Here is a 25,733-nt window from a genome sequence, read left to right as displayed (position 1 = left end):
ATGAGCACTGAGCCAGAGCATACACACTCGCATGAGGCGCGCGTCACTGCTGGCAGCGAGCGGCGCGTCCGCTTGGTCTTCATCGGGACCGCCAGCTATGCAATCATCCAGGCGATCGGAGGCTGGCTCTCCGGATCACTCGCGTTGGTCGCCGACTCCGGCCACATGGTCTCGGACGCCGCAGCGCTGCTTCTGGCGCTGATTGCCTATCGCGTCGCCGCCCGAGCGCCTGATGCGGCGCGTAGCTATGGCTTCCACCGTGTTCGAGTGCTTGCTGCTCTAGCGAATGGCGCCACGCTGCTGCTCCTCGTCGCCTGGATCACGTGGGAAGCCGTCAATCGCTTCCGCGAGCCAACCGAGGTACTCGCTGGACCGATGTTGATTGTCGCCGTAATCGGCTTGGTAGTGAACATTGTTGGAGCGCTGGTTCTCCGAAGCGGTGACAAAGGCGACGCGAACTTGCGGGGCGCCTTGCTGCACGTCATGGGTGACCTTCTGGGATCAGTGGGTGCCATTGCAGCAGCCATCGGCATCATGCTGACCGGATGGACTGTGCTTGATCCGATCCTCTCAGTCCTGGTCGCTGCCCTGGTCGTTCGTGCTTCGTGGACGCTGGTCACGGAGTCTCTACAGGTTCTGCTGCAGGCCATGCCACGCGGACTGAACACGCCGGTCGTCGAGAGAGATCTGCTGACCATCCCTGGTGTCGCCGAAGTAGGGCACTTCCATGCGTGGACTCTCTCAGATCACAGCATCGTGGCGACGATCCATGTTGCGCCAGATGAAGGGGTAGATCCTCTGAAGCTGCCTGCGCTTGTGGTTGAGCGCCTCCACCAAAACTATGGCATTGACCACGTCACTGTACAGGTCGATCCCCCTGGGCAGATACATCAAGTGAAGCACTGACGTGTGCCATGGCATGGTGCTACAGCATTCCGAGCAGGGTGCGGCGCTCCGGCGCTCCAGTGATGCGAGCGTCGCATTGCCGACACTCTACGCCGCCCGTTCGAGATAACGATCCGGAAAGTGCTTACCTCAACCAAATCGCGCCAGAATTATTGCCCCGACGAAGCCTCCTACAATGCGTCGAGGCATCTCTGGAGAAGGCCTGCCTCGACCACTCTCATGCTCAGCATGATCTCTGCACTTTTACATCATTTTGTTTCAGATAAAAAATAAATCTGGTGATGAGAGGAAAGGCAGTATGCTCGGCCATATCCCTGGCAGGACCGCCAATCTGAGCAGGTTTAAAGAATAGGAGGAACAACGCATTCAGCATCGTCAATGGGTGCTCAGGTGCCCATGCGTCCTCAACATCTGACTACCCTACTGCTTATTCTGGTCATGATCCTGGCGACAGTGCCATCCGCTGTGAGTGCAGCATGCTCCGCAGTTACTCCGACGTTGCCAGAAGTCGTCATCGTCGACATCCCTGAGCCATCACCGCCGGTGGCGCGCGTGCCGCTGAAGACACGCGAGGTGAATGGAGAAGTCCGTCTCGAGAACGTCTACGGCACGCCAGAGATCATCAATCCTCGCTTCCGTCCCACTCTCGAGATGATGCCGATGACAGGCAGTGGTAGTGCCTGCTGGCGGCTTATACCAAGTCTCTGTGAATACGACTCATTGAGGATTCCCGGCGGGCCGTAGGTCTGATTCAAAGTGGCGAACGGCGTGGAGTTGGCCATGGCGGCCGCGGTGGAACTGCGGGGTGACTTCGATGCTGCGGCGCTGCGCAGATTGGCGCGGCGGAGCAAGGACCCAGGCCAGATCCGGCGCCTGCTGGCTTTGGCCGAGATCTACGAAGGCCGCAGCCGCGGCGAGGCGGCCCGGGTTGGCGGTGTCGGTCTGCAAACCTTGCGCGACTGGGTTCTGCGCTTCAACGCCACGGGCCCTGCTGGGCTGATCGACGCCAAGGCGCCAGGTCAGCCTTCGAAGCTCAACGACGAGCAGCGTCAGCAGCTCCTAAGCATGGTGGAGACCGGCCCGACACCCGCGATCCACGGTGTGGTCCGCTGGCGCCTGATCGATCTGGCCCAGTGGCTCTTCGAGGAATACGGCCTCTCGATCGCCAAGCAGACCCTCAGCCGGGAGATGCGGGCGCTCCGCCTGCGCAAGATCTCTGCCCGCCCCCAACACTATGCCCAGGATCCGGAGCAGGCAGAGGCTTTTAAAAAAACTTCTCCGCCCGTTTGGCAGAGCTTGCCCAGGCAAGGCCGCCGGACACCCCGATAGAGATCTGGTTCGCTGATGAAGCCAGGATTGGCCAGAAGAACACCATCAGCCGTCGCTGGGCTCTGCGGGGCAGCCGCCCGCGTGCTCCGCGTGACCAGCGCACCCGCTCAGCCTACATCTTCGGTGCGATCTGCCCGCGCGAGGGAAAGGCCGCAGGCCTGGTTCTGCCCTTCTGCAACACCGCGGCCATGGAACTGCACCTGACCGAGATCGCCCAGGCAGTCGCACCGGGCGCACACGCCGTCCTTATCGTCGATCAAGCCGCCTGGCACACCAGCCCCAAGCTCGTCGTGCCCAGCAACATCACCATCCTGCCCCTGCCGCCCCGCTCACCCGAGTTGAACCCAGTCGAGAACGTCTGGCAGTTCATGCGCGACAACTGGCTGGCCAACCGCGTCTTCAAATCCTACGCGGACATCGTCGACCACTGCTGCTTCGCCTGGAACACTCTCATCAGCCAGCCCTGGAAGATCATGTCCATCGGCTTGCGAGAATGGGCTCATGGGTGATGATCAGAGAGACTTGGTATTACTCGCGTTGAGGTCTGGTTGGAGGTCGAGGCTGCTCAGCTGCAAGTGCCAAGGGAATTTTCTGATAACGCGTGCCTCTACATCGGCGCACTCGTTTCCGCACTTGAAGACCACAACCGGATCCACACCTCAATTCGCGAGTTCTGGGGGCGTGTAATACCCAGGCTCAGCCAGTATCTGGGCGAGTTTCGTCCTGTCAATGCCAACGATAAGGGCGCAGCGACACAGACCTTCCAGGCTTGGTTGAAGCCGCGTGCGCTCCGGATGGTGGAGACGCTCCATGCTGAGGACGGTGGGCCAAACCCTCCACCGGAAAACGCAGGCTTCGAGGCCGGGCAACGCGCCTGCCCCACATTTCTTGATGAACTGATGCGCTTCAAAGCCGCTCAGCAACCTGGCATCAGACGCACCCCAATCTAAGAACGATTCCCTGCTAGCTGATACGGACGAGCACATCTCCAGAATGTGGCACATAGAAGCGGTCGATGATCCGGCGCCGCCTCCAGCGATAGCGGAGCCGTCGATGTGCCTGAGCTTGCCCCTTTAATGCCCGGACACGGTCTCGCACTTCCGTAAGGGGTAGGCGTATGACTGTGTCTATGACTGATGCTTCATCCAAGGTGGAGGTCATCACCTCCGTCCAGCGCCGCCGGAGATGGTCAGCGGCCGAGAAGGTCCGCATGGTCGAGGAGACCTACGCGCCGGGCGCCTCGGTAAGCCTGGTGGCCCGGCGGCATGGGGTGAACCCGAACCAGCTCTTTTCCTGGCGCCGTCTGGCAGCCGAGGGCGCCTACACGGCAGCCGCCGCGGGCGAGGAAGTGGTGCCCGCCTCCGAGCACCGAGCTCTGCAGCACCAGATTCGCGAACTGCACCGGCTGCTCGGCAAGAAGACGCTGGAAGCAGAGATCCTCAAAGAAACCCTGCAGCAGATCGAGCCCAAAAAAAGATTGCTGCTGCGCGGACCCTTGCTGCCGCCGGACGGTTCCCGGTGAAGGCTGTTGCCGAGACGCTCGGTGTAGCCCGGTCCGGCTTGGCCCCGTCAGGAAGGACCTCCTCGCCCAGGCGCCGGGGCAGGCCGCCTCTGCCGGAGGACGGCCTCCTGGCGCGGATCCTGGAACTGATCGCCGAGCTGCCAACCTACGGCTACCGCCGGATCCATGCCTTGCTCCGCCAGCAGGCCGAACTGGAGGAATGGCCGCCCCCAAACCATAAGCGCGTCTGGCGCGTCATGAAGGCGCACGGCCTGCTCCTGGCGCGGCACGCCGGTGGAGCAGAGCGGCGCCATGACGGCCGCATCGCTGTCGAGGCCCGCAACACCCGCTGGTGCTCGGACGGCTTCGAGATCGCCTGCGACAACGGCGAGCGGGTCCGGGTGGCATTCACCCTCGACTGCTGTGATCGAGAAGCCATCACCTTCATCGGCACCACCGGCGGCATCACCTCGGAGCACGTCCGCGACATGATGGTTGAGGCGGTTGAGCGCCGGTTCGGCCTCATCAGTCGCCTGTCCAGCCCAATCGAATGGCTCAGCGACAACGGGAGCTGCTACGTCGCCCGCGACACCCGGTGGTTCGCCGCCAGTCTCGGCATGATCCCGAGAACCACGCCGCTCCAGAGCCCGCAGAGCAATGGCATGGCGGAGGCCTTCGTTCGGACGTTCAAGCGTGACTACGCTCACGTCCGGCCCTGCCCAGATGCCCAGACAGTTCTCCAGTCACTCCCGGCCTGGTTCACCCACTACAACGAGGTCCACCCTCATCGTGCGCTCGGATATCGCTCCCCGCGCCAGTTCATCCGTGCCGTGTTAAAAACCTGACCCTGTCCGAGCATTCAGGGGCAACAACAGTGCCTTATCCGCCCGCTCCGGGAGCGGCATCCGGCAGTGTCACCAGACCATGCTTCAGCACCCTCGGAGCTGATGCCGTTCCACGAACTGCCCGAGTTCCATTGAACAGGAAGGTCAGCACGGAGCTCTTCCTGACAATGCTGTAGAAGGCGTAGGAAGAAGCCGCCGAGAGCAGGACGATCAGGACGATCTCCACCTCGGCAGGCCACGAAACCCGCATGAACGCGACGGCCAGCCAGAGCACGATGGCCACATGCACGAGGTACATGGTCATCGACGCATCCACCATGGCGCTCGACAGTGCCGTGCGCCGGTCCAGCCACCTGCGCGCTGCCGAGAGCAGCACATGGGAGAACAGGATGCCAACGATCGGCATCAGGAAGTAGGTCACGGCACGGCTGACATTGCCCTCGCTATCCTGGACACACGCCATGACCAGAGCCGACGCGAAGGCCACCCCCCAGATGGGCCAGTGCGGGCGTGAGAACCGGTCGAGCCAGGCCGGGCGTGCCGCGATCAGGGCGCCCACCAGAAAAACGAGACCGTTCGCCAGAAGCTCCGCCGGAAGAAGAATGCCGCCGAAGAGGTACATGGCATCGACGAGCTTGGCGGCGACCGCGCTGGCCAGGGTCATCAGACCTGTGAACAGCAGTGCCGCCCAGAGCAGCAGCGGGCGGCGAGCGACCGCGCTGTGCATCGCGGCGATGCCATCATCGATCCGCCGAGTACCGATGGTCCACCAGAGTGCGGCGAAGGCCCCGCAGTAGACCAGGAGGTAGATCAGGAACCAGAGATGCACCGTCCAGTTGGCGGACAGGGTGCGCGCCGCCTCGATCAGCCCCGGGATCGCGTTCGAGGCGCCTCCGCTGGCAACAGCGCTGGCCATGACCATCAACGGGCTTATGACCAGCAGCGAGGTGGCCAGGGGCACGCCAAGACGCTGCACGCGCCCCTTGAGCCACATGCCTGGTCCGTGACGCCGCACGACCAGCATGGCGAACAGCCCTGCGAGCAGAAAGAAGGCTGGCATCCTGAAGGTGTGGCTGAACTGGATGATCCAGGTTATGACCTCTGATGTGTCCGGAGACGCCACGATCCAGGTGGCGTGGGACGCGTAAACAAGGCCGACATGATAGGGAATGCCGGCCAGCATCAGGATGGCCCTCAACTGGTCCAGATAGTCCCAGCGGACGTTTGGGGTCCGCAACTCCGACGTCTCCATGCCGCATCACCTTGCAGGGGTTTCAAGGTCAGGCCGCTTCTCGGCAGCCGAGCAGGTCAGCGGCATGCCTCTCTGCCGGTCATTGCAATGTGCAATCTGCCCAGGTGTTCCTCCTCACAGGAGGCCGCGGCTTGTCCACACATCTGCCTCGCTGATCGGTCAATGCATCATAAATTACTTCGCCGCTAAAAAAATAGCTGAGGATATGCATCATTTTGTTGCTGGCGTGGGATGGGAGGCTGTCAGGATGGTAAAGCCCCCTATCATTGTTTTGGATCTTCCTTGTGCTCGCTCACTGCTCGCTTTGAGCATGGTGTGGCGAAACAGCAGTTCAGACGCTGATGCGTTCGCTTTCCACGAGCGGCCGTTCATCGGTCAGTGATGCTCAGAGCCATCATCTGATCTCCTTGCGTTGCCGGCAGAACATGGCCTTGGGGGCTGATGATTCTCACCTAGTCGGGGTACAGGATGAAAAAACTGCAACCCATGTCTTGACCCTATAGCAACTACAGAGTGCATCTTCAGGGACCTGATCAAGGCACCGGGATGCATGTCTCCCGATGGAAGGAGCCATGGAGAACAGCAGGATCGCCGGTTTTAGCAGGCAAGCTTATCTACGCGGCCATCCGCTCGGCGCGGGCCACCCCGGTGCCCGGGCAGCAGTAGCTGCGGCAACATCGCCATGCCTCTCCCAGTGGAAAGCCGGCGTGCATGTCTGATCGCGGGAAGCTGCTGCGGCGACATAGCTGGATGGTCGCCGCCTCTGCGGCGATCTTCGGGCTGCTGCTCGATCAAGCTTCCAAGTGGTGGATCCTCGTGGAGGTGATGGATCCGCCTCGCCTGATCCCGATGTCCTCCTTCTTCAACCTCACCCTGGGGTTCAACCGCGGGGTCAGCTTTGGCCTGCTGGCGGCGGACAGCCCCTTCACGCCATGGTTGCTGTCCGGCCTCGCACTGGTCGTGATGCTGGGCTTCGGTGTGTGGCTTGCCAGAAATCCCGGGCGACGGCACGGGCTGGCCGCTGGGTTGATCGGAGGTGGCGCACTCGGGAATGTGGTTGACCGCCTGCGCCAGGGCGCAGTGACGGATTTCCTCGACTTCCACTGGGCCGGCTACCACTGGCCCGCCTTCAACATCGCGGACACCCTCATCTTTCTCGGCGCGGCGCTCCTGCTTCTGGGAGGCCGCCGGCCTGCCGTCATCAATAGTCATGGTGCAGCGGCAATGCCGGCCGATGCCGTATCCGCAGCGCTGCCGGGGCTCAACGGCACCGTCGCCCTCAAACCTGAAAGGGAACAAGGATGAACCGCAGAACATTGCTGGCCACCCTTGGCGTCGGCATCCCCGTCGCGGGCGCACTCGGATGGGGCGTGTCGGAGTGGATGCTGCGGCTCATGCAGAGCCCGGCGTCGCCGTCCAGCCCGATGCAGCAGTCCATTGGGTCGCCCTTCGCGCTGACCGATCATGCTGGCCGCCGCGTCACCGACACCTCCTACGCCGGCACGGTGCGGCTGGTGTTCTTCGGCTTCACGCACTGCCCCGATGTCTGCCCGACCGGCCTGGGCTACATCGCCGAGGTCCTGGACGGTCTGGGCGACGAGGCCGCGAAGGTGCGCCCGCTGTTCATCAGCGTGGATTCCAGCCGCGACACGCCCGAGCTGCTGGCCAGCTACGTGACGCAGTTCCACCCGGCGCTGATCGGCCTGACCGGCAGCGAGGCGGAGGTGGCGCAGGCGGCCAAGGTCTTCCGCACCTACTACGGCAAGGTCTCGACCGGCGGAGATTCCTACGTGATGGAGCACTCGGCTTCCATCTACCTGCTGGGTTCGGAGGGGACGCTGCGGGGCTTCCTGGACACCCATGAGCCCGTTGCCACGGCCGTCTCCAAGGTCCGGCTGGCACTGCGGGACACGGCGCCGAACGCCGCGACGCCGGCAGGAGCCTCCTCATGAAGCGCCGCGTTCTCCTGGCCACAGCGGCGCTCACCCTGGCAGGCCGCGGCAATGCCCAGCCGTCCTCGATGCTGGTAGCCGAGCGGGCGTGGTCCCGGCCGGCGCTGGCGCGGATCGGCACCGCCGTGACCTACCTGACGCTGCGCAACGACGGCAGCGCGCCGGTGCGCGTGGTGGGGGGCAGCACGGACATCGCCGAGACTGTCGAGATCCATGAGAGCGTCGTCGACAACAATGTGGCGCGGATGCGCCCGCGGCCGGAGGGTGTTGCCGTGCCATCCGGAGGCTCTGTCCGCTTCCAGCCGAACGGCTTGCACCTGATGCTGATGAAGCCGCGTGCCGACCTCAGGGCCGGCCAGATCTTCACCATCACCCTGCGGCTCGACAACGGCGCCACTCTGGACGTGCCGGTCACTGTTGCGGCGCGGGAACCCGCTGCCGGGCACGACGGCATGCATCATTGAGCACGCTCGAGGAGGAATGACCATGCAGAGCAGCGCTGATCATCGTCCTGACCCTGCCCGCGCCTGCCGGGCGCCATGTCCATGAACGCCGCGGCACGCCCTGATGTCCGGGCCTTCCACGATGCCGCCTCCGGCAGCGTCGCCTATGTGGTCTCCGATCCTGGAGCGCGGTCCTGCGCGGTGATCGACCCCGTGCTCGGCTTCGATGCCGCGAGCGGGCAGGTGGACACCAGCTTCGCCGACGACATGGCCGCGTTCATCGCGGCGGAAGGGCTGAGCACGGAGTGGGTGCTCGACACGCATCCGCATGCCGACCACTTCTCCGCCGTGGCCTATCTTGGCGCGAAGCTGAATGCCAGAACGGGAACGGGCGCCAAGGTGCGGCGGGTGCAGGCGTTGTGGGCACCGCTCTACAACACGCCCGCGCTGTCGCAAGACGGGGGCCGGTACTGGGACAGGCTCCTGGAGGACGGTGACAGCCTCCCGCTGGGCCGCATCAGCATGACGATCATGGACAGCCCCGGCCACACCGCGGCCTCGGTCACCGTGCTGGCCGGCGATGCCGCCTTCATCCACGACACGCTCTTCATGCCCGATGTCGGCACGGCACGGGCAGACTTTCCCGGGGGCGGCAGCCAGGCGCTGCACGAGAGCATCCAGCGCATCCTGGCGCTGCCGGACGACACGCGCCTGTTCACCGGGCATGACTACCCGCCCGGAGGGCGGGAACCGCGCTGGGAGTCCAGTGTGGCCCAGCAGCGGCGCAACAATCCCTGGCTGAGCGATGGCGCGGACGGGGACGCCTTCGCGCGGCGCCGCGACCAGTGGGATCGGGAGCTGCCCTTGCCGGACCTCATGCTGAAGGCGTTGCAGGTCAACCTGCGCGGCGGCCGCATGCCGGAGGCCGAGGAGGACGGCCACTGCTACCTCAAGATCCCCGTTGGGCGCTTCGCGGATGCCTGCCCGAAGGCGCGGACGTGAGCGCGGGCAAGGCGGGCACGGCGGCGAACTCCGCCGCGGCAGGCTGGACCGCGCTCTTCGCGGCCTGGGTGGTCGCGCTCGCTGCCAGCCTGAGCGCGCTGTACATCGGCGAGGTGATGGGCCAGGTGCCCTGCTCGCTGTGCTGGCACCAGCGCGCTTTCATGTTCCCGCTCACCATCCTGCTGGCGGTAGCCTGCTACCACTCGGATGAGGCCGCGTGGCGCTACGCCGCGCCGGTGGCCGCCATCGGCTGGCTCATCGCCGGATGGCACACGCTGCTCTTTTACGGCGTCGTGTCGGAGGCCATCCAGCCGTGCAGCGCCTCCGGGCCGTCCTGCTCCGGCGAGGGCATGACCCTGCTCGGCTGGGTGCCGCTGCCGGCGCTCTCGCTGCTGGCCTTCACGGCCATCCTGCTCCTGTTGCTCGCGGTCGCCCGGGGAGGGCGCAAGGCATGAACCGGCGCGCCCTCACCATCGGCACCGGCGCCCTGGCCCTCGCGGGCTTCAGCGTGGCCGCCTGGCTGTATCCGCGGGCGGAGGTGGCAGGCCCGGCGACCACCGGGCAGGACGACATCTACGTCCGGCCGCATTCGCCGATCATCGGCAAGGCCGAGGCACGCGTCACCCTGGTAGAGTTCTTCGACCCGTCCTGCGAGGCGTGCCGCGCCTTCCATCCGATCCTGGGGCAGATCCTGGCCCGTCATCCGGAGGATGTGCGGCTGGTGCTGCGCTACGCGCCCTTTCACGAGGGCTCGGACGAGGCCGTCCGCATCCTGGAAGCGGCCCGGCTCCAGAACCGCTTCGAGCCGGTGCTGGACGCCCTCTTCGCGCGGCAGCCGGAATGGGCCGTCCATGGCGCTCCCAACCTGGAGCACGCCTGGGGAATAGCCGGCATCGCGGGGCTGGACCTCGCCCGGGCACGGCAGGATGCACGGCGGCCGCAGATCGAGCGGGTGCTGCAGGCCGATACGGCCGACCTCCAGGCCTTGCAGGTCAGGCAGACGCCGACCTTCTTCGTGAACACGCGCCCGCTGCTCTCCTTCGGCCCGCGGCAGCTCTACGAGCTGATCCTGAGTGAACTGAGCACGTCCCGCTGAGCGCTCCCTTGTCAGGAGCGTGCCGGAACAGACAGCCGGTGCGTGTTGCCCGCGCTATCGAAGAACGAAGTCGACGATCACCTTCACGTTCAGCAGGATGATGAGCGCCGCGCTTGCCCAGCCGAGGAGCAGCTGCCAGCGCGGCGCCACCAGGGGACCGAGGCGCCGCCTGTCGCCGGCGAACAGCATCAGTGGCACCACGGCGAAGGGCAACTGGAGCGACAGGATCACCTGGCTCAGGATCAGGAGCTGCGCCGTGCCGCTTGTGCCGTAGAGCCAGGTGACCAGGATGGCCGGCACGATAGCCACCAGGCGGGTGATGAGACGGCGCAGCACCGGTGGGAGACGGAACCGGAGAAAGCCTTCCATCACGATCTGGCCGGACAAGGTCGCCGTGACCGTGGCGTTGATGCCGCAGAGAAGCAGCGCGACCGCGAACAGGGTTGCCGCTGCTCCGCTTCCGACCAGCGGAGACAGCAGCCGGTAGGCTTCCTGGATCTCCGCCACCTCGGTCTGCCCGGCCGTGTTGAACACGGCGGATGCGGTGATCAGGATGGCCGAGTTGACCAGCAAGGCCAGGCTGAGCGCCAGCGTGCTGTCGATGCTCGAGAAGCGGATGGCTTCGCGCTTGCCGCTCAGATCCCTGGCATAGTCCCGCGACTGCACAAGCGCCGTATGCAGGTAGAGGTTGTGCGGCATGACGGTGGCGCCCAGGATGCCCATCGCGATGTAGAGCTGCGTCTCGTTCATGACGATCGATGTCGCCGGGATGTAGCCCAGCAGCACGGCGCCCCAGTCAGGATCCGCCAGGGCAATCTGGATAGCGAAGCAACCAAAGATCAGGGCTATGAAGCCGAAGATCAGCGCTTCCAGCCATCGTATGCCTTTGTTCTGCAGCCACAGGATCAGGAAGGCGTCGAGTGCCGTCAGCATTACGCCGAGGATCAGCGGAATTCCAAACAGCAGCTGCAGGGCGATGGCGGTGCCGATGAGTTCGGCGAGATCCGTCGCGCAGATGGCGAGTTCCGCCAGAAGCCACAGCGGGTAAGCGATCGGCGTCGGGAAGCGTTCGCGGCACAGCTGCGCCAGGTCGCGCCCCGTCGCAATCCCGACCCGGGCGCACAGGGCCTGGAGGAGGATTGCCATCAGGGATGAGAGCAGGGCGATCGAGAGCAGCGTGTACCCGAAGGCCGAACCACCGGCGAGCGCTGTCGCCCAGTTGCCGGGATCCATGTAGCCGACAGCGACCAGATAGCCCGGCCCGATGAAGGCCAGCAGCTTGCGCAGAAACCCTCCGGCGCTCGGCACACTGACGGAGCGATGAACCTCGGGCAGGCTTTCAGGGCCGGAGGGGGTCAAGGGAACCGTCATGAACGATGCCTGCCAGAATGGTGTCCACGCGCCTTAAGCCGCGGGTTCAGATTGTACCCAAGGCTACAATTAACTAGACCCGCATCACAAGCGGAATGAAAATGACAATCAGGCAATCATGGTGGGCATACCGCTATGACAGCGCCGGGTTGGAACAGAAGGCAACATCTCAGCGGATGTTGGAACGTGGGGAGCAGAGCTGCATCGTTTGGCGCAACAAGGGACCAAACAGCACAGAGGAGGATGAGGGACTGTTTGATATCCGGCTCCGCCACAGCCTCGAACTCAGTCAAGCATCTTGCCGGGGAGCGACAAGCCAGATCCCGGATCAGGGTGTCGGCCCGATGATGGTGCCCAGTTCCTCGACGTCAGCTTCCTCCAGGCCCAGTTCCTGCCGGACATGCGCGTACTGCACCGGATCCAGGCCCCGGCGCTCCCCGGCCAATTGATGTAGAGCACTCAGACCAGCCTCCGTGAAGAACGCCCGCGCGAACGGCCCTGTTCCTGACTGAACCACCAGCAGGCCGCGCTCCACCAGGCTCTGCACCGCCGCCGGCAGCTTCGGCTGCCCGGCCTGCGGCCCGCCGCGCCACCTCCGCAGATGAATGCCGTCGGCGATGCGCGGCGGGTTGCCGAACCGCACCCCGAGTTCGCGCCGGATCAGGTCCCGCTCCGCGGCGGTGAGGGTCAACGAGGCGCAGGAGGAGGGAGCAGGTTCGGCCATGGGGCCATCATAGCATCGGCAGGGCTTCGGACCCGCATGCACCGAGCGCCTCTCGCGGGCACCCGCTCCGGCTAGCCGGCGCTCCCCTGCCGGACTGCCTTGCCCGGCCGCCGCAGCAGCTCCGCCGCCTCCACCCCGAGTTCCCGCGCCAGCCGGTCCACCACGTCGATGCTGGCGGCGTAGACGCAGCGCTCGATCGAGCTGATGTAGGTGCGGTCGATCTTCGCGCGGTGCGCGAGCTCCTCCTGCGACAGCCCGGCGGCGTGTCGATGCTGGCGCAGATTGGCGGCGAGGATCTCTCGGATGTCCACGCCCGGCAGGAGCCGCCGTTGCCGAGTATTTTCCCACGGAGTATTCTCGACAAAGCGCCGGGCTGGCCTCCTTCGTCCTGAGGGGGTGCTGGCCGGCGCCGAGCACGGCGGCTGATCCCGCCCCGGAGGGAGCGGTGGATGGCGCGGCGGCCTGGTTCTGCGGGTTCTGCGATGACCCTGGACGGGCTGCGCGCGGTGGTCCGCCACGGCAGCCTGATCCGCCTCTCCCCCGACAGCCGCCGTCTGGTGGCCGACGGCCTGGTGGCGCCGGCGCTGTACGGCAAGGTGGAGGCCAGCGCCGCGCCGGCCGAGATCCAGCGCTGGTGCCAGGCGACCCAGAACGCCTACTTCCCCGGCCGCGACCCGGAGGGCCGGGAGAGCGTCTGCGTCACCCTGAACTCGGTGGCCGCCGAGGCCAACGCGCTGGAGGCGGCGCTCGCCGCCGCGGCCCTCCTCGGCGCCCCGGTGCCCGACATCGCGGTGGACTTCACCGAGGCCGAGGCAACCCGGCACCTCGGCACGATCGGCGCGCTGACCGCGCCGCACCGCGGCTATGACGCCCTGCTGCGCGACAGCCTGCTGGACGGCCAGCCCTTCACCGAGACGGTGCTGGGCCGCCGCCTGACCGAGGCGCGGGTGGGCACGGCTACCGGCGCGCTGCTGCTGCCGCACATGCTGGTGCTCGGCGCCTGGCACAGCCAGGGCCTGCGCGGCGGCCACGGTGCCAAGTTCGGCCGCGTCCTGGTGTCGGAGATCACCGGCTACGGCGCGGCGCCCGCCGCGAGCGCCAGCAGCCGCCTCGACCCGGCGGCCATCGCCGGGGTGTCCATCTACGAGGCAACGGCGCCCGGCGCGGCGGGACGTCCCTTCCTGGGCTGGGACACGGAGCCGCCGGCGGACGGCAGGCGCCGGCCGACCCTGTGACCAGCCCCCGTTAACTGGTCCGGACAAGATTTTAGTGGAGCATGGTCAGAGGCGGCGGCGATGAGCCGTTGGAACCGGGGTGGGGCATTGGTCCGCCTCTTTCCGGCATGATCACCTCCGGTGCTGGTGGCCTATAGCCAAGCGAGGAATGGGGGCGGGCCGTGTTGTAGTGGACCCGCCACTGCTCGATCAGCACCCTGGCTTCGGCCAGTGTGTTGAACACCTCGCCGTCAAGCAGTTCATCGCGCAGCTTGCCGTTGAAGCTCTCCACATAGCCGTTCTCCCAGGGGCTGCCGGGCTCGATGAAGGCGGTCTTCGCGCCAACGCCGCGGATCCAGCCCTGCACCGCCTTGGCCACGAACTCAGGGCCATTGTCGGAGCGGATATGCGCGGGCGTGCCCCGGGCGATGAACAGCTCCGTCAGCACGTCGATGACATCGAGGGAGCTCAGCTTCCGCGCCACCCGGATCGCCAGGCATTCACGGGTGAACTCGTCCACCACGTTCAGCATGCGGAGCTTGCGTCCGTCGCGCGTCCGGTCCTCCACGAAGTCGTAGGCCCAGACATGGTCCGGCCGTTCGGGGCGCAGCCGCACGCAGGAGCCGTCGTTCAGCCACAGCCTTCCACGTTTGGGCTGTCGGGCAGGCACCTTCAGCCCCTCGCGGCGTCAGATCCGCTCCACCCGCTTGTGGTTGCAGTGCCAGCCTTCGGCCCGGAGCAAGGCCGTGATCCGGCGGTAGCCGTATCGGCCGTATTGCCGGGCCAGGCCAATGATCGCCGCCGTCAGCGCCGCTTCGTCGTCCGGAGGGGCTGGTGCCTGCCGCTGCGTCGCGCGATGCTGCCCCAGCACACGGCAGGCGAAGCGCTCCGAGACGCCCAGTGACGCCCTGACATGCTCCACCGCCGCCCGGCGACGCGCGGCGCTCAGAAGTTTCCCGACGCGGCTTCCTTCAGCACCAGCTTCTCCAGCGTCAGATCCGCCACGGCCTTGCGCAGGCGGCCATTCTCCTGCTCCAACTGCTTCAGCCGCTTTACCTGGTCCAGCTTCAGGCCACCGTATTCCGACCGCCAGCGGTAGTAGGTCGCCTCCGTCACCCCAATGACCCGGGCCCCCTCGGCCACCGTCTTGCCTTGCGCCACCAACACTTCGACCTGGCGCAGTTTGGCCACGATCTCCTCCGGTTTGTGCTGCTTCCTCGCCATCTCAACCTCCTCCTCTCCGCGTCCCGCCAATCTCACATCAGCGGCGGTCCACTTTTAAGGGGGCAGGTCACCCTGCGCCATCCACTGGAATATCGCGTCGTCATAGGGAAAAGCACTCTCGTTAGCTGGAATGCGGCGTAATCCGACCAAGCCAAAAACGGCATCAAGATACTCCCGGAGCCCATCGAGTGTATCTGTGGCTTGGCCAAAAGCTAGAGTTCGTGCGAGGAGCCGAAGCTCATTCTCATCAATGGCCAGATGATCGCGCCAAGCTTTCCGAACCGCACCAGCCCGGCTGTTGTCGGTACTCGAGCCGTACAGCCTATTGAGGCGCATTGCCCCCGATCGGTTGCCGATCATCTCACGAAGAGGATCGGCGCGGTCGAGCGACCAGTTGGTCAGCAGCTTGAAGCGAACTCCGTCACCGGTCGGCGCATAGTTCAGCTGGGCCTCTCGGGCTCGCTGCAGCAGCGAGCGAGCGTTGGCGTTGACAAACTCCGGATCGATGAGATGAGCGTAGCCGTAGCTATCGGGACTGACATGCCATTTACACTGAATGTGTTCGCGGCGTAGTGGCTCGCCGTACTGGTCAGCTGCGCTACGGGCAGGATCGTACTCGATCCAGATGTCGTCAAAGCTCTTAGGCCCCATCTCGAAGCCTACGCGAACGATCGGGCTCTGCGGATCAAGCAGTCGGGCGGCGTGCCACCAGAACAACCTAGCCTGGAAGGTATCGCCATCGCGGCGTACGGTGACGGCCTGGGTCATGATGCGTGCCTCACGCCGGCGCCCCATCCCGGAAGGGTGGCGTCGGCGCAATGGTGCGTGCAACCTCGACGGCCCGAGCGCCCTCAACGGCGCGCGAAGGATAGGCGTCGAGGACAATGGATGGCAGCAGCCTTTGCGTCATGTCCGAGAAGGTGAACCCGTAATCGCGCTTTCCCCGCTCCGCGCCAGTCGCAGCGACAAGCTGGTCGATATGGACACGTCCAATACCCATCGACTCCAGCCGGCTGGTCAAGATGAAGCGGCGCTGATCGTCGCTCGGGCGGGCAAAGCTCAGCACCTCGGCAGCCCGTCGCCGCACTGCGGGGTCGAGCGAACTCAGCCGATTGGTACACATGATCACGGCCGCAGGGAGCTTGCCGTTTGCGATGCGGTCTATCCCGCGGATGAATGCGTTGACGCCGGCGCGGTCCTCATGGTGCATCTGTGTGGCTTCGCGGGACTGGGCGAGCGCGTCGGCCTCGTCGACAAGCAGAATAACCGCCCCTCGCGCCTTGCCTGATACGGATTTGAGTCGGTTTGCCTCGGCAATGGTGTAGTCGAAGGCAGCCGATAAAAGCTGGGTCATTTCTCCGACCCGGCCCTGACCGCGCGTTGATAGACTGAGCGGCAAGAGCGTGATGTCAATCCGCTCTTGCCGGGCGACCGCGTCCCCGATGGTTTCGGCAAGTTCGGTCTTGCCGGATCCCACGTCCCCAGCAAGGATGACTAGCGGCGGCCGGCGTAGCACCGTGTCGAGTAAGGCTTGCGCACCCGGATGGTGGTGGCGCGCCCAGTCTTCCAACCCGGCAGGGTTTACCAACAGCGCCAAAATTTTGGTCAGCCGGGATTTTTGCTCGTCCAAGCCGATGAGGCGCGCAAGACGCGCCTGCGTTTCGATATCAGGATAGGTAATACGGCGCTCAAAGAGGTCATCGAGAGCAGGCTGGGTGGTCATCTAGAAGCTCCGAAGTGTGGCGCGGTCGAGCGCCCGCCCGCCCGAGGAGTAGGTCTTATCGGTGGCCAGGTAGCCGGCGAGGCCGGGCTCAGGGCTGCCATTGCGCGAGAGCGGCAGCGTGGCCTCGAAGGCGGTCTGTTGCGCCGAGGTCAGCTGCCTCCAGGCGGCACTGTAGGTCAGATAGCTCCTGAAAATGGCGCCGGACACGTTGGCACCCGGGCGGACGCGACCAGGGTCATCGTCGTTCGCTGACATGCCGGCGAGGTCGCGCGCCGTGTACCGCAACGTCGGCTCGATCCAGTTACCATCCCGCTGGAAGCCGTAGGTGACGGTGCCGAAATAGCCCGCCTTGATCAGCTCGACCGCTTCAGCTTCGAACTGCGCGATGCGCGCATCCGATGGCGAGCCGTAAAGGCGCTGCATGCGCTTCAGGTCGGTGGCGACCTTCGCCGCCATGTGCCGGGCATGGGTGACGGTGAAGGCCGTAGACTCGGTGTAGGAATAGCTGGCGGCCATGGGATCGCCTCACGGTTGGAAGGAGGAGCCGAAAACCTTTTGCCAGTAGGCGACGGTCAGCTGTTTAGTGGGCGCCGCGAGGGCGGAGTCGATGGCGTCGCCGGCGTCGAGCGCCGCATCGACGATGCCGTCGGCGTTGGCTGCCGTGTAGAGGCGGGCAACGTTGTTGGCGGCGTTCACCGGATCGATGATCTGCACCATGTCCGACAAAGACGGCACGGTCGAAGCGGCATAGTAGTCTGTGAACACGATCCGCTCACGGAAGTCGCTACGGGCGATGTAGGTGAAGAAGTGCTGGAGCGCTTCGGGATAGTCGGAAAAGTCCAGACCGTCGTCGCAGAGCTTGGCCAGCACCATCTCGATCATGAACGACTTGAAGCGAAAGCCGTCGCGCTCCTGCTTCATCCGCCGCGCCCAAAACTTGGCGAGACGCACGACTTGGGCGAAGTGCTTCTCCTGGCAGCGCTTGCGCTTGGAAGCGAACTCGAGATGGAGCGGGATGCTCGTCTTTAGGAACGAGCCGTCGTCCTGGCTAACCAAGTTGCCGTACCAGTTCTGATCGCCATCGTAGAGAATGGGGACGACATCGACGTCGAGGCCGCTGCCACGGAAGGAGACCGTAACTGAGTAGGTTTGCGGCTGGACCTGGTCGGGGCTGAAGTTCGGAAACGCTTTGCGTAGGCGTTCGGCAACATAGTCGAGGAGCGCGCGGATGTCGGCGGGCGCGTCGGCGCCGCTGACATAGCAGGCCACATCGATATCGTTGAGGGACCGGAGCGCGGTGCCTTTGGCAAGGCTGCCCGAAAGCATCATCTTCTTCAGGGTAAAGGTCGGATGCTCGTCGAGATAGCCTTCCAGCTTCTCCCGCAAGCGACGCGCCTGCGCTCGATATTCGTCCGCCTTATCCTTTGGCAGGTTCACCCTCTCCTGCGCGAAGGCGGCAATCTCGCTGTGGCCGACATGCTGCCGCCCCATGGTCAGATCTCCCGTCCGTGCCGAACCCTAGGTGAGTTCCGAATCACTACGTTAAAGATTTAATAGCTATAAAATGGCCATTCAAGGGGTGTATAAATGGCTACGGGGCCTTGACTTACTTCCACCAAATCTCTATGTAGGCGAACGACGGAGGATCAGATGACGGCGAAGCGGACGATGACGCTGAACCTCACCGATGCCGAGATGCGTGCGCTCGACGATCTGTCGGTGCGTAAGGACATCACTAAGACCGCCGTGCTTCGGCAAGCGTTGCGGCTTTACCAGACGATCGAGGCTCGGGTCGAAAAGGGCGACAAGCTCTTGTTCGAGAACGACGCCACGAAAGAAAAGGCGGAGCTGATGTTCCTATGATGACCGAGATTTCGGTCATTCATCTTCTCGATGTTGCGACCGGTGAGGGCGTTGAAGGCGAGCTTCGCGATGCGATTGAGCAGGCGCAGCTCGATGATTGGCAAAAAGAATGGCAGCCAGCGCTTCTGGCGGTGCTGCAGGACTTGGCACGCCGTGGCGTGCCGGTCGATCAGTGGCCGCAGAGCTGGCACTGGGACTGGGGCAAGAAGACGGCGCGCGTGCAGGGGCTGCTGGCCTTTCGCGGGTTCAGCGTCGTGGCCCAAGGCGTGACTCAGGGGCTGTCTCAGGTTGACCTGACCAAGGCGGCCCGCGAGCCCAGCCAGGCGGGCAAGCCGCTCGTTTATCTCGACTATGTTGAGGTGGCGCCGTGGAACCGCCCGGAACTCGGACGTCCGACGCGGCTGCGGGGCGTCGGCTCGGCGCTGCTCACTGCCGCCGTCGCCTTGAGCGATGAGGAAGGGTTTAAAGGTCGTATTGGGCTACACTCGTTGCCCCAAGCTGATGCCTTCTACGCCAAGATCGGCATGACCGACCTCGGGCAGGACGCGGCCTACCAGAACTTAAGATATTTCGAGATGACCGCCGCGCGCGCCCAGGCGTTCCTCGAGAAGGAGTGAGGACGATGAAACTGGAACGGAGCAAGGACTGGTGGCTGAACCGGGCGCGTCGCGAGGGTGATGCGGTCATTGGAGCCGGCTTGCTGGCGTTCGACCCGGCTCCAGAGGAACGTGCCGCGACCGCGCCGGCCGAGGACAGTCGGATCGCCTTCGGCAAATTCGTGAACCTGATGCGCCGCAGACGAGGCTTATCGATGGAGCAGCTAGCAGATGCGGCGGAAGTCGACGCCAGTGAGCTGCTCGTGATTGAGGACGACGTTCATCATAGGCCTGAGCCGCGCACGGTATATCGGCTTGCCCAGACCTTCGAAGTGTCGCAAATGCGCCTTATGCAATTGGCTGGCCTGACGGCGGCGAACGACGCCGGGCTGCGGCAGGAAGCAGTCCGGTTCGCGGCGCGTTCGGAATCCGTGCAGAAGCTGACGTCGGAGGAAAGCTCGGCTCTTGAGGCGTTCGTCGCCGTCCTGAGCGAGCAAGAGCCGAAGCGGGTGAAGTGAGGAACGTCAATCTAGGTCCTCGCACGATTGCCGATATCGACGGACAGGTCGCCAAGCTTCTCAAGGGCCTTGGCGATCCTGAGCCGCCAATCGATTTGCGCATGGTGCGCGACCTACTGAAGCTCGACCGCGGCTATTATAGCACGACGGACCAGAGCATGTTGCGCGACGTCTTTTCGAAGATGAAGGTTGCGGGCCAGCAGGTTCTGCTCCGACCGACCCTGCTGGCGGATGCCGTGCGCAGCCTCAGCCTAAAGGCGCTTTACTTGCCTGACCAGAAGCGCATTTTGATCGATCAGAACCTTCCGCCGCTAAAGCATCGGTGGAACGAGGCGCACGAGATCGGCCACGACGTCATTCCCTGGCATGCTGGTATGATGTTCGGCGACACTGAACAGACGCTGACACCTGCTTGCCATGAGATCATGGAAGCGGAAGCAAACTACGCTGCGGGGCAGCTGCTCTTTCTTGCCAACCGTTTCCGGCAGGAAGCGATGGCGTCGACGCCCAGTCTCGACTTGGTGCGAGGGCTCAGCAAACGTTTCGGCAATACGGTGACCTCGACGCTTTGGCGGCTCGCCGAGCACGGTCACGGCGACCGTCCGATGGTCGCGCTTGTGACCGGACATCCGCACCCTACACGGCGCAAGGCTGATTTCGACCCGGCCGCACCCTGCCGCTACTGCATTGAGTCGCCGCCATTCCGGGAACGCTTCGGTCGATTCAAGGAAACCGATCTCTTTGCGGTGATCGCCTCCTACTGTGGCGCGCAGGCCGGAGGCAGCCTAGGGCAGGCGGATATTGTGCTTTCGGATCACAACGGCGAGCCGCAGATCTTTTCGTTCGAGACCTTCTTCAACACACATGAAGCGCTGACCCTCGGTTACTGGCTACGCCCTCACACCAAGATCGTCGCCGCCGGTAATCCCTCATTAGCGTGCCGATCTTTAGCCCACCGCGCGAGTGCCCCAATCAGCGCATCTTCAATGCTCCTGCGCCTGCCCGCAGCTGCGCGCTGGCGGCCATGTGGGCGAGCGGAAAGCCTGCGGTGGCCGCCCTGCATGTGCACCACGCCACACGCGTGAAAGCGCGCCTTGGCGGTAGCGGGGCTACTGGGCCGGGACAGGATTGCGGATGACGTCAATGATCTCGGCCGCAATCTCCTCCACGGTGTGCGTGGCCGTGCTGCGCGCCAGCCGGTCGGCCAGGGACGGCGAGTAGCCAATCACTTCCTTCTTGGTCACGTTGTGCCAGATGGGCAGTAGAATCTGATCGCCGGAGACAGCGCGCGTCACCAGTCCATCCAGCTCATATTCCGGCCAGCCCCGCCCGAAAAAGGTGTTGGAGAGTACGACCACCCCAAAGCGGCTGCTGGCTAGGCCCCGGTCGATTTTCCGTCGCAGGCTATCGCCAATCCGCAGCTCGAACTCGTCGTACCAGACGCTCAGCCCGGCGCTGGCGAGCGCGGTAGCCAGCGGCCGGACGACTTCGTACTTGTCTTCCGAGGCGTGCGAGATGAACACATCAAACGTGCGCCCATCCGGCGCTTCGGGGGTCGGGGCCAAGTCCTGTTCTGCGTCCCGCACGAGGCTGGGAATGCTGCGCAGCGAAGCTTCGTTGATTGCCGGAAGCGGGCGCAGCGCGGCAGCTGGTATCACGCGGATGCCGGACCGTACGCTGCCGGCTAGCCCCTGCATATCGACGGCAACATGCCATGTGCCCGTGTGAGGCACCTCAAGGCGCACTGGCGAGCGCTGGGCACGACCCCCGATGAAGCGATGCTGGCGGCCAGACCGATAGGCGGAGAAGTTGGAGCTATCCATCAGGCGCACGTTGGTCTGATTGCCTTGCAGGGTGACTTCCACCACGCTGCCAGCTTGGACGTACCCTAAATCGTACTGCGTAAAGTTCATGGGCATCCTTGAGCGTCCTGCTTTGCCAGCGCGATGGGTTGCGCTGGATATACCGACAGAAACCGGCTGCGCGCGTGCGTCCATGCCTTGGCGGCTGGAGAGAGCCAGCCGGTAATCCGCACGATGTTGGCGTGGTGTTTGGGCAGGTTCCATTCCAGGATCGGCTCGTGGTGCGCGACCCGGTTGCGCAACTCGCGCAGCGGTGTGAGGGGGCGGGTCAGGCTTTTGCGGCTCAGCCCCCTGCCCTTCTCGTCACGCGCGTCCGGCTGCATGGCCTGGTGCAGCGTTGAGCGCCACAGATCCTCGTACACGGTGTTCAGCAGCGCTGTCCAAAAGCCGAAGGTCAGCGCGGCCACGATGCGGCCCGGCTCTAGGGGTTTGCCCTGCTCCGTCAGCAGTTCCTTGGCCTTCTGCACCTGCTCGACCTGATGCCCCACCTTCAGGAAGTCGGGCGCGTCAAACCAGAACAGACCGTATGCGGCGCTAAGGGTGGTGTGGAAGCGATTGCGCAGCGCCACTTCCAACATCTGCAAGGGCGTGTAGAGGGCTTCGGAGAGCGCCGTATTCAGCGCGTACAGTTCCAACGCCCGCGCTTTGTCCCCCCCGGCCCAACCTACGTAGGTTGCGAGGCGTTCTGTGGAGAGCACGCCTTTCAGCGCAGCGTGTTCGTCATCCTGATTTTCTGCGCTCGAATTTATGTGCTCTTGCAAAATCAGCCCACTTTAGCTATGTTGATTTTGTACACCCCGGTGTCGCCTCTGCGAAAGCATGCGCCCGGGGTAATTTTTTGTGCGCAGAGTACGCGCATATCATTCCCCTCTGCATGAGCGAACCGGGTAGCGCCGCATCGTTGCGGATTCTAGGAGTTCGCGCAGCTTCACTCCAGCGTTCGTTGAGCACCGGCCTCCAATTTCGCCTGCTTGGCGCTGTGGCCGAAAGGCCATTCGTGGTGGCGTTCGGCCGTACAGGCGTGTCGCCCGGACACCAGACTCTTGCCCTCACCCACGATTACCGGATAACTAAAATTACCTGGTTTTAGTGAATACATGGTAAAAGAATTTACCGGATAATCAAACATACCCGGTGTGTTGGATTATCGAGGAAAGGGGACCCATGCCGGTTGTCGTCATCGCCTCGCCCAAGGGGGGCTCAGGCAAATCCACCAGTGCCGTACTGCTGGGCACGGAACTAGCCCATGCGGGCGCGCAGGTGACCATGCTCGACTGCGACCCCAACCGTTCGCTGAGCCTGTGGGGTGAGCGTCGGGCGCTGCCACCCCGCATGACGCTGCTGGCGGACGTCACGGAATCCGACATCGTGAAAGCCATCCAGAAGCACGACGCGGACGGCGGCATCGTCATTGTGGACCTGGAAGGCGTCGCTTCCCGACTGGTCTCGCGCGCCATCAGTCAGGCCGACCTGGTGCTGACCCCTATGCGGGCTACCACGCTGGATGCCACTATTGGCGCGCGCACGCTGGCGCTGATCGGCGAGGAGGAGGAGGCGCTGGGCCGCTCCATCCGCCATGCGGTGGTGTTCACCATGACCCGAGGCATCGAGTCCAAGCAGCACCGGGGCATCGAGGCCTCGCTGGGCGGGCAGGGGGTGGACATCGTGCAGCCCGCCCTCATGGAGCGCGCTGCATTCTCCGCCCTGTTCGAGTTCGGCGGTGACCTGCGCTCCATGCCCGCGCAGGGACGTATGGAGGAGGCCATCAAGAACGCCTCGGCCTTCGCGCAAGCCATCTACCAGCGCCTGACGGAGGCTGCCCAATGAGCGATCAGCCCAAACCCTTCGCCGTCGACATCAAGCAGCTCAAGAGCAGGCCCAAGGATACGTCGCCCGCCGCCATCCAGTCCGTGGACAGGGCAGGGGAGCAGCACGGCTTTGTCGCCCGCGATGCCACGGCCAGGCGCGGCCGCCCGCCCAGCCCGCGCACCGGCCAGGTGCATGCGAAGGTGCTGCCACACATTGCCGACGAGATTGCCGCCGAGGCGACCCGGCGCGGCGTGACGCAGGGCATCCTCATCGAGGAAGCATGGGCGCTCTACCTCACCCATAAATCGGGTAAATGAAATAACCCGATAATAAAAATTACCTGGTAATCCAAATCTGGAGGCTAAGAATTGGCTCCAACGTAAGGAAATGGGGGAGCGTAGGTGGCTTTTTTCAATGGATTAGACAAGAGCGAGCACGCCCGCCACGCTCTCAACCGTCCCACGCAGGCGCGCCTTGCGGCCGACCTTGGGGCGCATCAGCTCGGTCAGCACCTCATTCCACGCTTCCGGCTCCTTGCTCTCCCAGCGCACCCGAAAGCCAGTCAGGGTGCCGCGCTGCTGGCCGCCTTCGCGCAACGGCTCGACCTCCACATTGAAGTCCGAGAGGGTGTTGATCTCGCCGATGGCAGGGGCGAGCGCCGATTGCTTGAGCTGGGGAAACGCCTTCAGCTTGTCCGGCGCGACGCCCAGCATCTCGCGGAACTCCCCGATCGAGAAATCCTGCTCGCTGCGCGCCAGGTTGCGGCGCAGGCAAAGGGCCTCGTAGAGCGCCAGCGCATACTTGGTGGAGAAGGCAAACATCACGTAGGGCTTGATGCGTCCCCAATACTCGGAACGGCGCAGAATGTCGCGCATCGTAGGAGAAAATGAGTAGCGCACTTCGCCTTGCGGATTTTCTTCGTCATCCGTCGTGGTGGTATCCGCCAGCAGCGTCGTGCGCCGCGTCGCCTTGCGACCCTTGCTGTCTTTGGTCGGCACCAGCACCAGAGTGGTCATCAGCCGCTCAATACTGTCACGCACGCGCTCGCCGCCCTTATGTGAGCTGCGCAGCTCTCGCATCGGAATGACGTGCTCGCGGTCATCGGCGATCTTATCGGCGGCGTGGCGGATGAGCAGGTTGAGCACGCGCCGGTCGTGCAGGGTCAGGGCCGAGGTATTTTTTACCTCGATCATCTCCCCGGCTTTGACGATGCCATCGGAGTTGTAGCGCTGTGCAAGGGTCTTCCCCATGCCTTCATGCCTAACTCATAACGTAAGGCGGGGCAATATCCTTCTTACGTAAGCCGCGCACGCGCCCCCAATTTCTTACGATAGCCCGCTAGGGCCGTTTGCAAGGGAAAAGGCGCTTCTTTCCATGACTCCAGTGCGTTGTGGATAACTACCATGCCAGCCCCCCCCGATTTCTTATGATAGCCCCCCAATCGCTTACGATACAGGCCCCCAATCGCTTACGATGCGCCCCCAATTTCTTACGATAGGCGCTGCAAGCCTTTGATTCCGTTTCTGAAATCGTCCCCTGAAATTAAGAAACTATAGTATTAGAACTTAAAGAACAGATCCACAGGGTGTGGATAACGTAAAGCAGCGCCACAAAGACGGCGTTACGCGCCGCCAAACGGAATGCGTCTGACGGCGCATTGGCTTTTGAAAGGGGGCCTTACCTCGACTTTGGCCATCTGGGCCGGATCCGAGGTGGCGGAGCGGGCTGACCGGCTAGGATGATGCGTCCCCGCCAAGAGACGTCACCATGCTTTGCCTGCCGACCCGCTTCGCCGCGGTGATCCTGAGCTTTGCGCCGTTCCTTTTCCAGCGGAGTTGGCGCCACGCCAAGGTGCTGTTGATCGGGGCCATTCTGGCGCCGGGCAAGCGCACGGTGACAAGCCTGCTCCGCGTCACCGGGCTCGCACGGGAGAGGCGCTTCGTGAACTACCACCGGGTGCTCAGCCGGGCGGCCTGGAACTCCCGGGCGGCGTTGCGCCTCCTGCTGGGGCACCTGATCGAAGCCTTCGCGCCGAGCGGGCCGGTGGTGCTGGGCATCGACGACACCATCGAGCGCCGCCGCGGCAAGCGGATCGCTGCCAAAGGCATCTACCGTGACCCGGTGCGCTCCTCTCACGGGCATTTCGTGAAGGCTTCCGGCCTACGCTGGATCAGCTTGATGCTACTGGCCCCTGTTCCCTGGGCTGGGCGGATCTGGGCGTTGCCTTTCCTCACTGCCCTGGCGCCCTCGGAGCGGTACTGCCGGGTGCGCGGCCTCCGGCACAAGAAGCTCACCGGCTGGGCCCGCCAGCTGGTGGTGCAGGCCCGCCGATGGCTGCGGGGGCGAGAGATCATCGTCGTCGGAGACAGCGGCTTTTGTAGACGCCGGGTGAATACTCCCCAGAGGTGCCGACGGAAAATTCCCCAGGTGACCTGACCGGCTGAGTTCCTGGAGGGGAGCGGCTGGCCGCCCCGATCGCCGATGCTGCCGCTGTCCTGAGGGA

The 25,733-nt window shown here is 64.2% G+C and carries 29 protein-coding genes and 1 pseudogene; 18 read left to right on the top strand and 12 right to left on the bottom strand.

Translation table 11 applies throughout. The features are described from left to right. The 4 genes from CR165_RS21035 (at position 1) to CR165_RS21025 (ending at position 4,581) form a co-directional block, all read left to right on the top strand. On the top strand, positions 1–906 hold the full coding sequence (locus CR165_RS21035; RefSeq protein ID WP_109518897.1) for a cation diffusion facilitator family transporter: 906 nt from the start codon (positions 1–3) through the stop codon (positions 904–906). A 780-nt stretch (positions 907–1,686) separates the two neighbouring features. Beyond that, positions 1,687–2,744 (top strand): IS630 family transposase gene (locus tag CR165_RS21030; protein WP_408887543.1). Its coding sequence is split into 2 segments (ribosomal slippage): positions 1,687–2,179 and positions 2,179–2,744, totalling 1,059 coding nucleotides; the frame shifts between segments, so codons are not numbered across the junction. A 39-nt stretch (positions 2,745–2,783) separates the two neighbouring features. Beyond that, a complete protein-coding gene (locus CR165_RS24625; protein ID WP_146201969.1) occupies positions 2,784–3,185 on the top strand; it encodes a hypothetical protein in 402 nt (133 codons plus the stop codon). A 179-nt stretch (positions 3,186–3,364) separates the two neighbouring features. After that, positions 3,365–4,581 (top strand): IS3 family transposase gene (locus tag CR165_RS21025; protein ID WP_109518896.1). Its coding sequence is split into 2 segments (ribosomal slippage): positions 3,365–3,692 and positions 3,692–4,581, totalling 1,218 coding nucleotides; the frame shifts between segments, so codons are not numbered across the junction. A gap of 34 nt (positions 4,582–4,615) precedes the next feature. Here CR165_RS21025 and CR165_RS21020 read toward each other — a convergent pair. Further along, positions 4,616–5,833, bottom strand: a complete 1,218-nt coding sequence (locus CR165_RS21020; protein WP_109518895.1) for an acyltransferase family protein — start codon at positions 5,831–5,833, stop codon at positions 4,616–4,618. Positions 5,834–6,544: 711 nt separating this feature from the next. Here CR165_RS21020 and lspA point away from each other — a divergent pair. The 6 genes from lspA to CR165_RS20990 all read left to right on the top strand — a co-directional run bounded on the left by lspA (position 6,545) and on the right by CR165_RS20990 (position 10,326). Beyond that, the gene (gene lspA, locus CR165_RS21015; RefSeq protein WP_367604283.1) at positions 6,545–7,138 is read left to right on the top strand and encodes a signal peptidase II; all 594 of its coding nucleotides are present in this window, start codon (positions 6,545–6,547) and stop codon (positions 7,136–7,138) included. Then, on the top strand, positions 7,135–7,785 hold the full coding sequence (locus CR165_RS21010) for an SCO family protein (RefSeq protein ID WP_109518894.1): 651 nt from the start codon (positions 7,135–7,137) through the stop codon (positions 7,783–7,785). The genes lspA and CR165_RS21010 overlap by 4 nt, the downstream gene beginning before the upstream one ends. Next, positions 7,782–8,249: a copper chaperone PCu(A)C gene (locus tag CR165_RS21005; protein ID WP_109518893.1), complete on the top strand. Its 468-nt coding sequence runs from the start codon at positions 7,782–7,784 to the stop codon at positions 8,247–8,249. The genes CR165_RS21010 and CR165_RS21005 overlap by 4 nt, the downstream gene beginning before the upstream one ends. 75 nt (positions 8,250–8,324) lie before the next feature. Then, positions 8,325–9,230: an MBL fold metallo-hydrolase gene (locus tag CR165_RS21000; protein WP_109518892.1), complete on the top strand. Its 906-nt coding sequence runs from the start codon at positions 8,325–8,327 to the stop codon at positions 9,228–9,230. Further along, a complete protein-coding gene (locus tag CR165_RS20995) occupies positions 9,227–9,685 on the top strand; it encodes a disulfide bond formation protein B (protein ID WP_109518891.1) in 459 nt (152 codons plus the stop codon). Before CR165_RS21000 ends, CR165_RS20995 begins: the two co-directional genes overlap by 4 nt. After that, on the top strand, positions 9,682–10,326 hold the full coding sequence (locus CR165_RS20990) for a DsbA family protein (protein ID WP_109518890.1): 645 nt from the start codon (positions 9,682–9,684) through the stop codon (positions 10,324–10,326). Before CR165_RS20995 ends, CR165_RS20990 begins: the two co-directional genes overlap by 4 nt. Positions 10,327–10,380: 54 nt before the next feature. On the opposite strand, the gene CR165_RS20985 is transcribed toward CR165_RS20990, so the two are convergent. The 3 genes from CR165_RS20985 to CR165_RS20975 form a co-directional block, all read right to left on the bottom strand. Continuing rightward, the gene (locus CR165_RS20985) at positions 10,381–11,697 is read right to left on the bottom strand and encodes an Nramp family divalent metal transporter (protein ID WP_109518889.1); all 1,317 of its coding nucleotides are present in this window, start codon (positions 11,695–11,697) and stop codon (positions 10,381–10,383) included. A 328-nt stretch (positions 11,698–12,025) separates the two neighbouring features. Next, entirely contained in the window at positions 12,026–12,421 is a 396-nt protein-coding gene (locus tag CR165_RS20980) for a hypothetical protein (RefSeq protein ID WP_109518888.1), read from the bottom strand. 71 nt (positions 12,422–12,492) lie between these two features. Next, entirely contained in the window at positions 12,493–12,732 is a 240-nt protein-coding gene (locus CR165_RS20975; RefSeq protein ID WP_109518887.1) for a helix-turn-helix domain-containing protein, read from the bottom strand. Between the two features lie 171 nt (positions 12,733–12,903). Here CR165_RS20975 and CR165_RS20970 point away from each other — a divergent pair, with 171 nt between their 5' ends. Continuing rightward, positions 12,904–13,656: a type I-G CRISPR-associated protein Cas7 gene (locus tag CR165_RS20970; protein WP_181378272.1), complete on the top strand. Its 753-nt coding sequence runs from the start codon at positions 12,904–12,906 to the stop codon at positions 13,654–13,656. Between the two features lie 31 nt (positions 13,657–13,687). On the opposite strand, the pseudogene CR165_RS20965 reads toward CR165_RS20970, so the two are convergent. From CR165_RS20965 to CR165_RS20945, 5 genes and pseudogenes are all read right to left on the bottom strand, one after another. Further along, positions 13,688–14,859: pseudogene (locus CR165_RS20965) on the bottom strand (IS3 family transposase). Between the two features lie 54 nt (positions 14,860–14,913). Then, on the bottom strand, positions 14,914–15,627 hold the full coding sequence (locus CR165_RS20960; protein ID WP_219929809.1) for a hypothetical protein: 714 nt from the start codon (positions 15,625–15,627) through the stop codon (positions 14,914–14,916). 10 nt (positions 15,628–15,637) lie between these two features. Then, entirely contained in the window at positions 15,638–16,582 is a 945-nt protein-coding gene (locus CR165_RS20955) for an AAA family ATPase (protein ID WP_099097076.1), read from the bottom strand. Further along, a complete protein-coding gene (locus CR165_RS20950; protein ID WP_099097075.1) occupies positions 16,583–17,098 on the bottom strand; it encodes an HORMA-1 domain-containing protein in 516 nt (171 codons plus the stop codon). Positions 17,099–17,107: 9 nt separating this feature from the next. Continuing rightward, positions 17,108–18,073 carry a CBASS oligonucleotide cyclase gene (locus CR165_RS20945; protein WP_099097074.1) on the bottom strand — a complete coding sequence of 322 codons (966 nt, stop codon included), beginning with the start codon at positions 18,071–18,073 and terminating at the stop codon, positions 17,108–17,110. 159 nt (positions 18,074–18,232) lie between these two features. Between CR165_RS20945 and CR165_RS20940 the strand changes: the two genes are divergently transcribed. Genes CR165_RS20940 through CR165_RS20925 form a run of 4 tightly spaced genes read left to right on the top strand, consistent with a single transcriptional unit; the run spans position 18,233 to position 20,644 of the window. Then, positions 18,233–18,445 carry a transcriptional regulator gene (locus tag CR165_RS20940; protein WP_099097073.1) on the top strand — a complete coding sequence of 71 codons (213 nt, stop codon included), beginning with the start codon at positions 18,233–18,235 and terminating at the stop codon, positions 18,443–18,445. Next, on the top strand, positions 18,445–19,062 hold the full coding sequence (locus tag CR165_RS20935) for a GNAT family N-acetyltransferase (RefSeq protein ID WP_218014936.1): 618 nt from the start codon (positions 18,445–18,447) through the stop codon (positions 19,060–19,062). Before CR165_RS20940 ends, CR165_RS20935 begins: the two co-directional genes overlap by 1 nt. Before the next feature lie 5 nt (positions 19,063–19,067). After that, the gene (locus CR165_RS20930; RefSeq protein WP_099097072.1) at positions 19,068–19,559 is read left to right on the top strand and encodes a helix-turn-helix domain-containing protein; all 492 of its coding nucleotides are present in this window, start codon (positions 19,068–19,070) and stop codon (positions 19,557–19,559) included. Further along, complete coding sequence (locus CR165_RS20925) at positions 19,556–20,644, top strand: ImmA/IrrE family metallo-endopeptidase (protein WP_109518885.1); 1,089 nt, start codon at positions 19,556–19,558, stop codon at positions 20,642–20,644. Before CR165_RS20930 ends, CR165_RS20925 begins: the two co-directional genes overlap by 4 nt. A gap of 24 nt (positions 20,645–20,668) precedes the next feature. Here CR165_RS20925 and CR165_RS20920 read toward each other — a convergent pair whose 3' ends face one another. Together CR165_RS20920 and CR165_RS20915 are read right to left on the bottom strand one after the other, a co-directional pair. Further along, positions 20,669–21,472 (bottom strand): DUF1883 domain-containing protein, encoded by an 804-nt coding sequence (locus tag CR165_RS20920; protein ID WP_109518922.1) that lies wholly within the window; start codon positions 21,470–21,472, stop codon positions 20,669–20,671. Beyond that, positions 21,469–22,056, bottom strand: a complete 588-nt coding sequence (locus CR165_RS20915; protein ID WP_245906644.1) for an Abi family protein — start codon at positions 22,054–22,056, stop codon at positions 21,469–21,471. The genes CR165_RS20920 and CR165_RS20915 overlap by 4 nt, the downstream gene beginning before the upstream one ends. Before the next feature lie 529 nt (positions 22,057–22,585). Here CR165_RS20915 and CR165_RS20910 point away from each other — a divergent pair. Beyond that, positions 22,586–23,248, top strand: a complete 663-nt coding sequence (locus tag CR165_RS20910; RefSeq protein WP_109518884.1) for a ParA family protein — start codon at positions 22,586–22,588, stop codon at positions 23,246–23,248. Further along, positions 23,245–23,547 (top strand): chromosome partitioning protein ParB, encoded by a 303-nt coding sequence (locus CR165_RS20905; protein ID WP_109518883.1) that lies wholly within the window; start codon positions 23,245–23,247, stop codon positions 23,545–23,547. Before CR165_RS20910 ends, CR165_RS20905 begins: the two co-directional genes overlap by 4 nt. A gap of 102 nt (positions 23,548–23,649) precedes the next feature. On the opposite strand, the gene CR165_RS20900 is transcribed toward CR165_RS20905, so the two are convergent. Continuing rightward, positions 23,650–24,480, bottom strand: coding sequence for a replication initiation protein (locus tag CR165_RS20900; RefSeq protein WP_109518882.1), 831 nt, complete (start codon positions 24,478–24,480; stop codon positions 23,650–23,652). Positions 24,481–24,997: 517 nt separating this feature from the next. On the opposite strand from CR165_RS20900, the gene CR165_RS20895 reads away from it, so the two are divergent. Next, positions 24,998–25,666, top strand: coding sequence for a transposase (locus CR165_RS20895; RefSeq protein ID WP_109518881.1), 669 nt, complete (start codon positions 24,998–25,000; stop codon positions 25,664–25,666). Positions 25,667–25,733: the final 67 nt, after the last annotated feature.

Origin of the sequence: Teichococcus aestuarii, from assembly GCF_003116135.1 — a bacterium.
Classification (GTDB): Bacteria; Pseudomonadota; Alphaproteobacteria; order Acetobacterales; family Acetobacteraceae; genus Pseudoroseomonas; species Pseudoroseomonas aestuarii.
The sequence above is the reverse complement of the archived record's forward strand: the minus strand, read 5'-3'. Positions and strand labels throughout refer to the sequence as shown.

What these genes read in the sequence shown, in the direction of transcription:
- CR165_RS21035 (WP_109518897.1), top strand. Translation starts at nt 1, where the DNA reads ATGAGCACTGAGCCAGAGCATACACACTCGCATGAGGCGCGCGTCACT.
- CR165_RS21020 (WP_109518895.1), bottom strand. Translation starts at nt 5,833, where the DNA reads ATGGAGACGTCGGAGTTGCGGACCCCAAACGTCCGCTGGGACTATCTG.
- lspA (WP_367604283.1), top strand. Translation starts at nt 6,545, where the DNA reads ATGTCTGATCGCGGGAAGCTGCTGCGGCGACATAGCTGGATGGTCGCC.
- CR165_RS21010 (WP_109518894.1), top strand. Translation starts at nt 7,135, where the DNA reads ATGAACCGCAGAACATTGCTGGCCACCCTTGGCGTCGGCATCCCCGTC.
- CR165_RS21005 (WP_109518893.1), top strand. Translation starts at nt 7,782, where the DNA reads ATGAAGCGCCGCGTTCTCCTGGCCACAGCGGCGCTCACCCTGGCAGGC.
- CR165_RS21000 (WP_109518892.1), top strand. Translation starts at nt 8,325, where the DNA reads ATGTCCATGAACGCCGCGGCACGCCCTGATGTCCGGGCCTTCCACGAT.
- CR165_RS20990 (WP_109518890.1), top strand. Translation starts at nt 9,682, where the DNA reads ATGAACCGGCGCGCCCTCACCATCGGCACCGGCGCCCTGGCCCTCGCG.
- CR165_RS20985 (WP_109518889.1), bottom strand. Translation starts at nt 11,697, where the DNA reads ATGACGGTTCCCTTGACCCCCTCCGGCCCTGAAAGCCTGCCCGAGGTT.
- CR165_RS20980 (WP_109518888.1), bottom strand. Translation starts at nt 12,421, where the DNA reads ATGGCCGAACCTGCTCCCTCCTCCTGCGCCTCGTTGACCCTCACCGCC.
- CR165_RS20970 (WP_181378272.1), top strand. Translation starts at nt 12,904, where the DNA reads ATGACCCTGGACGGGCTGCGCGCGGTGGTCCGCCACGGCAGCCTGATC.
- CR165_RS20960 (WP_219929809.1), bottom strand. Translation starts at nt 15,627, where the DNA reads ATGACCCAGGCCGTCACCGTACGCCGCGATGGCGATACCTTCCAGGCT.
- CR165_RS20955 (WP_099097076.1), bottom strand. Translation starts at nt 16,582, where the DNA reads ATGACCACCCAGCCTGCTCTCGATGACCTCTTTGAGCGCCGTATTACC.
- CR165_RS20950 (WP_099097075.1), bottom strand. Translation starts at nt 17,098, where the DNA reads ATGGCCGCCAGCTATTCCTACACCGAGTCTACGGCCTTCACCGTCACC.
- CR165_RS20945 (WP_099097074.1), bottom strand. Translation starts at nt 18,073, where the DNA reads ATGGGGCGGCAGCATGTCGGCCACAGCGAGATTGCCGCCTTCGCGCAG.
- CR165_RS20940 (WP_099097073.1), top strand. Translation starts at nt 18,233, where the DNA reads ATGACGGCGAAGCGGACGATGACGCTGAACCTCACCGATGCCGAGATG.
- CR165_RS20935 (WP_218014936.1), top strand. Translation starts at nt 18,445, where the DNA reads ATGACCGAGATTTCGGTCATTCATCTTCTCGATGTTGCGACCGGTGAG.
- CR165_RS20930 (WP_099097072.1), top strand. Translation starts at nt 19,068, where the DNA reads ATGAAACTGGAACGGAGCAAGGACTGGTGGCTGAACCGGGCGCGTCGC.
- CR165_RS20920 (WP_109518922.1), bottom strand. Translation starts at nt 21,472, where the DNA reads ATGAACTTTACGCAGTACGATTTAGGGTACGTCCAAGCTGGCAGCGTG.
- CR165_RS20910 (WP_109518884.1), top strand. Translation starts at nt 22,586, where the DNA reads ATGCCGGTTGTCGTCATCGCCTCGCCCAAGGGGGGCTCAGGCAAATCC.
- CR165_RS20905 (WP_109518883.1), top strand. Translation starts at nt 23,245, where the DNA reads ATGAGCGATCAGCCCAAACCCTTCGCCGTCGACATCAAGCAGCTCAAG.
- CR165_RS20900 (WP_109518882.1), bottom strand. Translation starts at nt 24,480, where the DNA reads ATGGGGAAGACCCTTGCACAGCGCTACAACTCCGATGGCATCGTCAAA.
- CR165_RS20895 (WP_109518881.1), top strand. Translation starts at nt 24,998, where the DNA reads ATGCTTTGCCTGCCGACCCGCTTCGCCGCGGTGATCCTGAGCTTTGCG.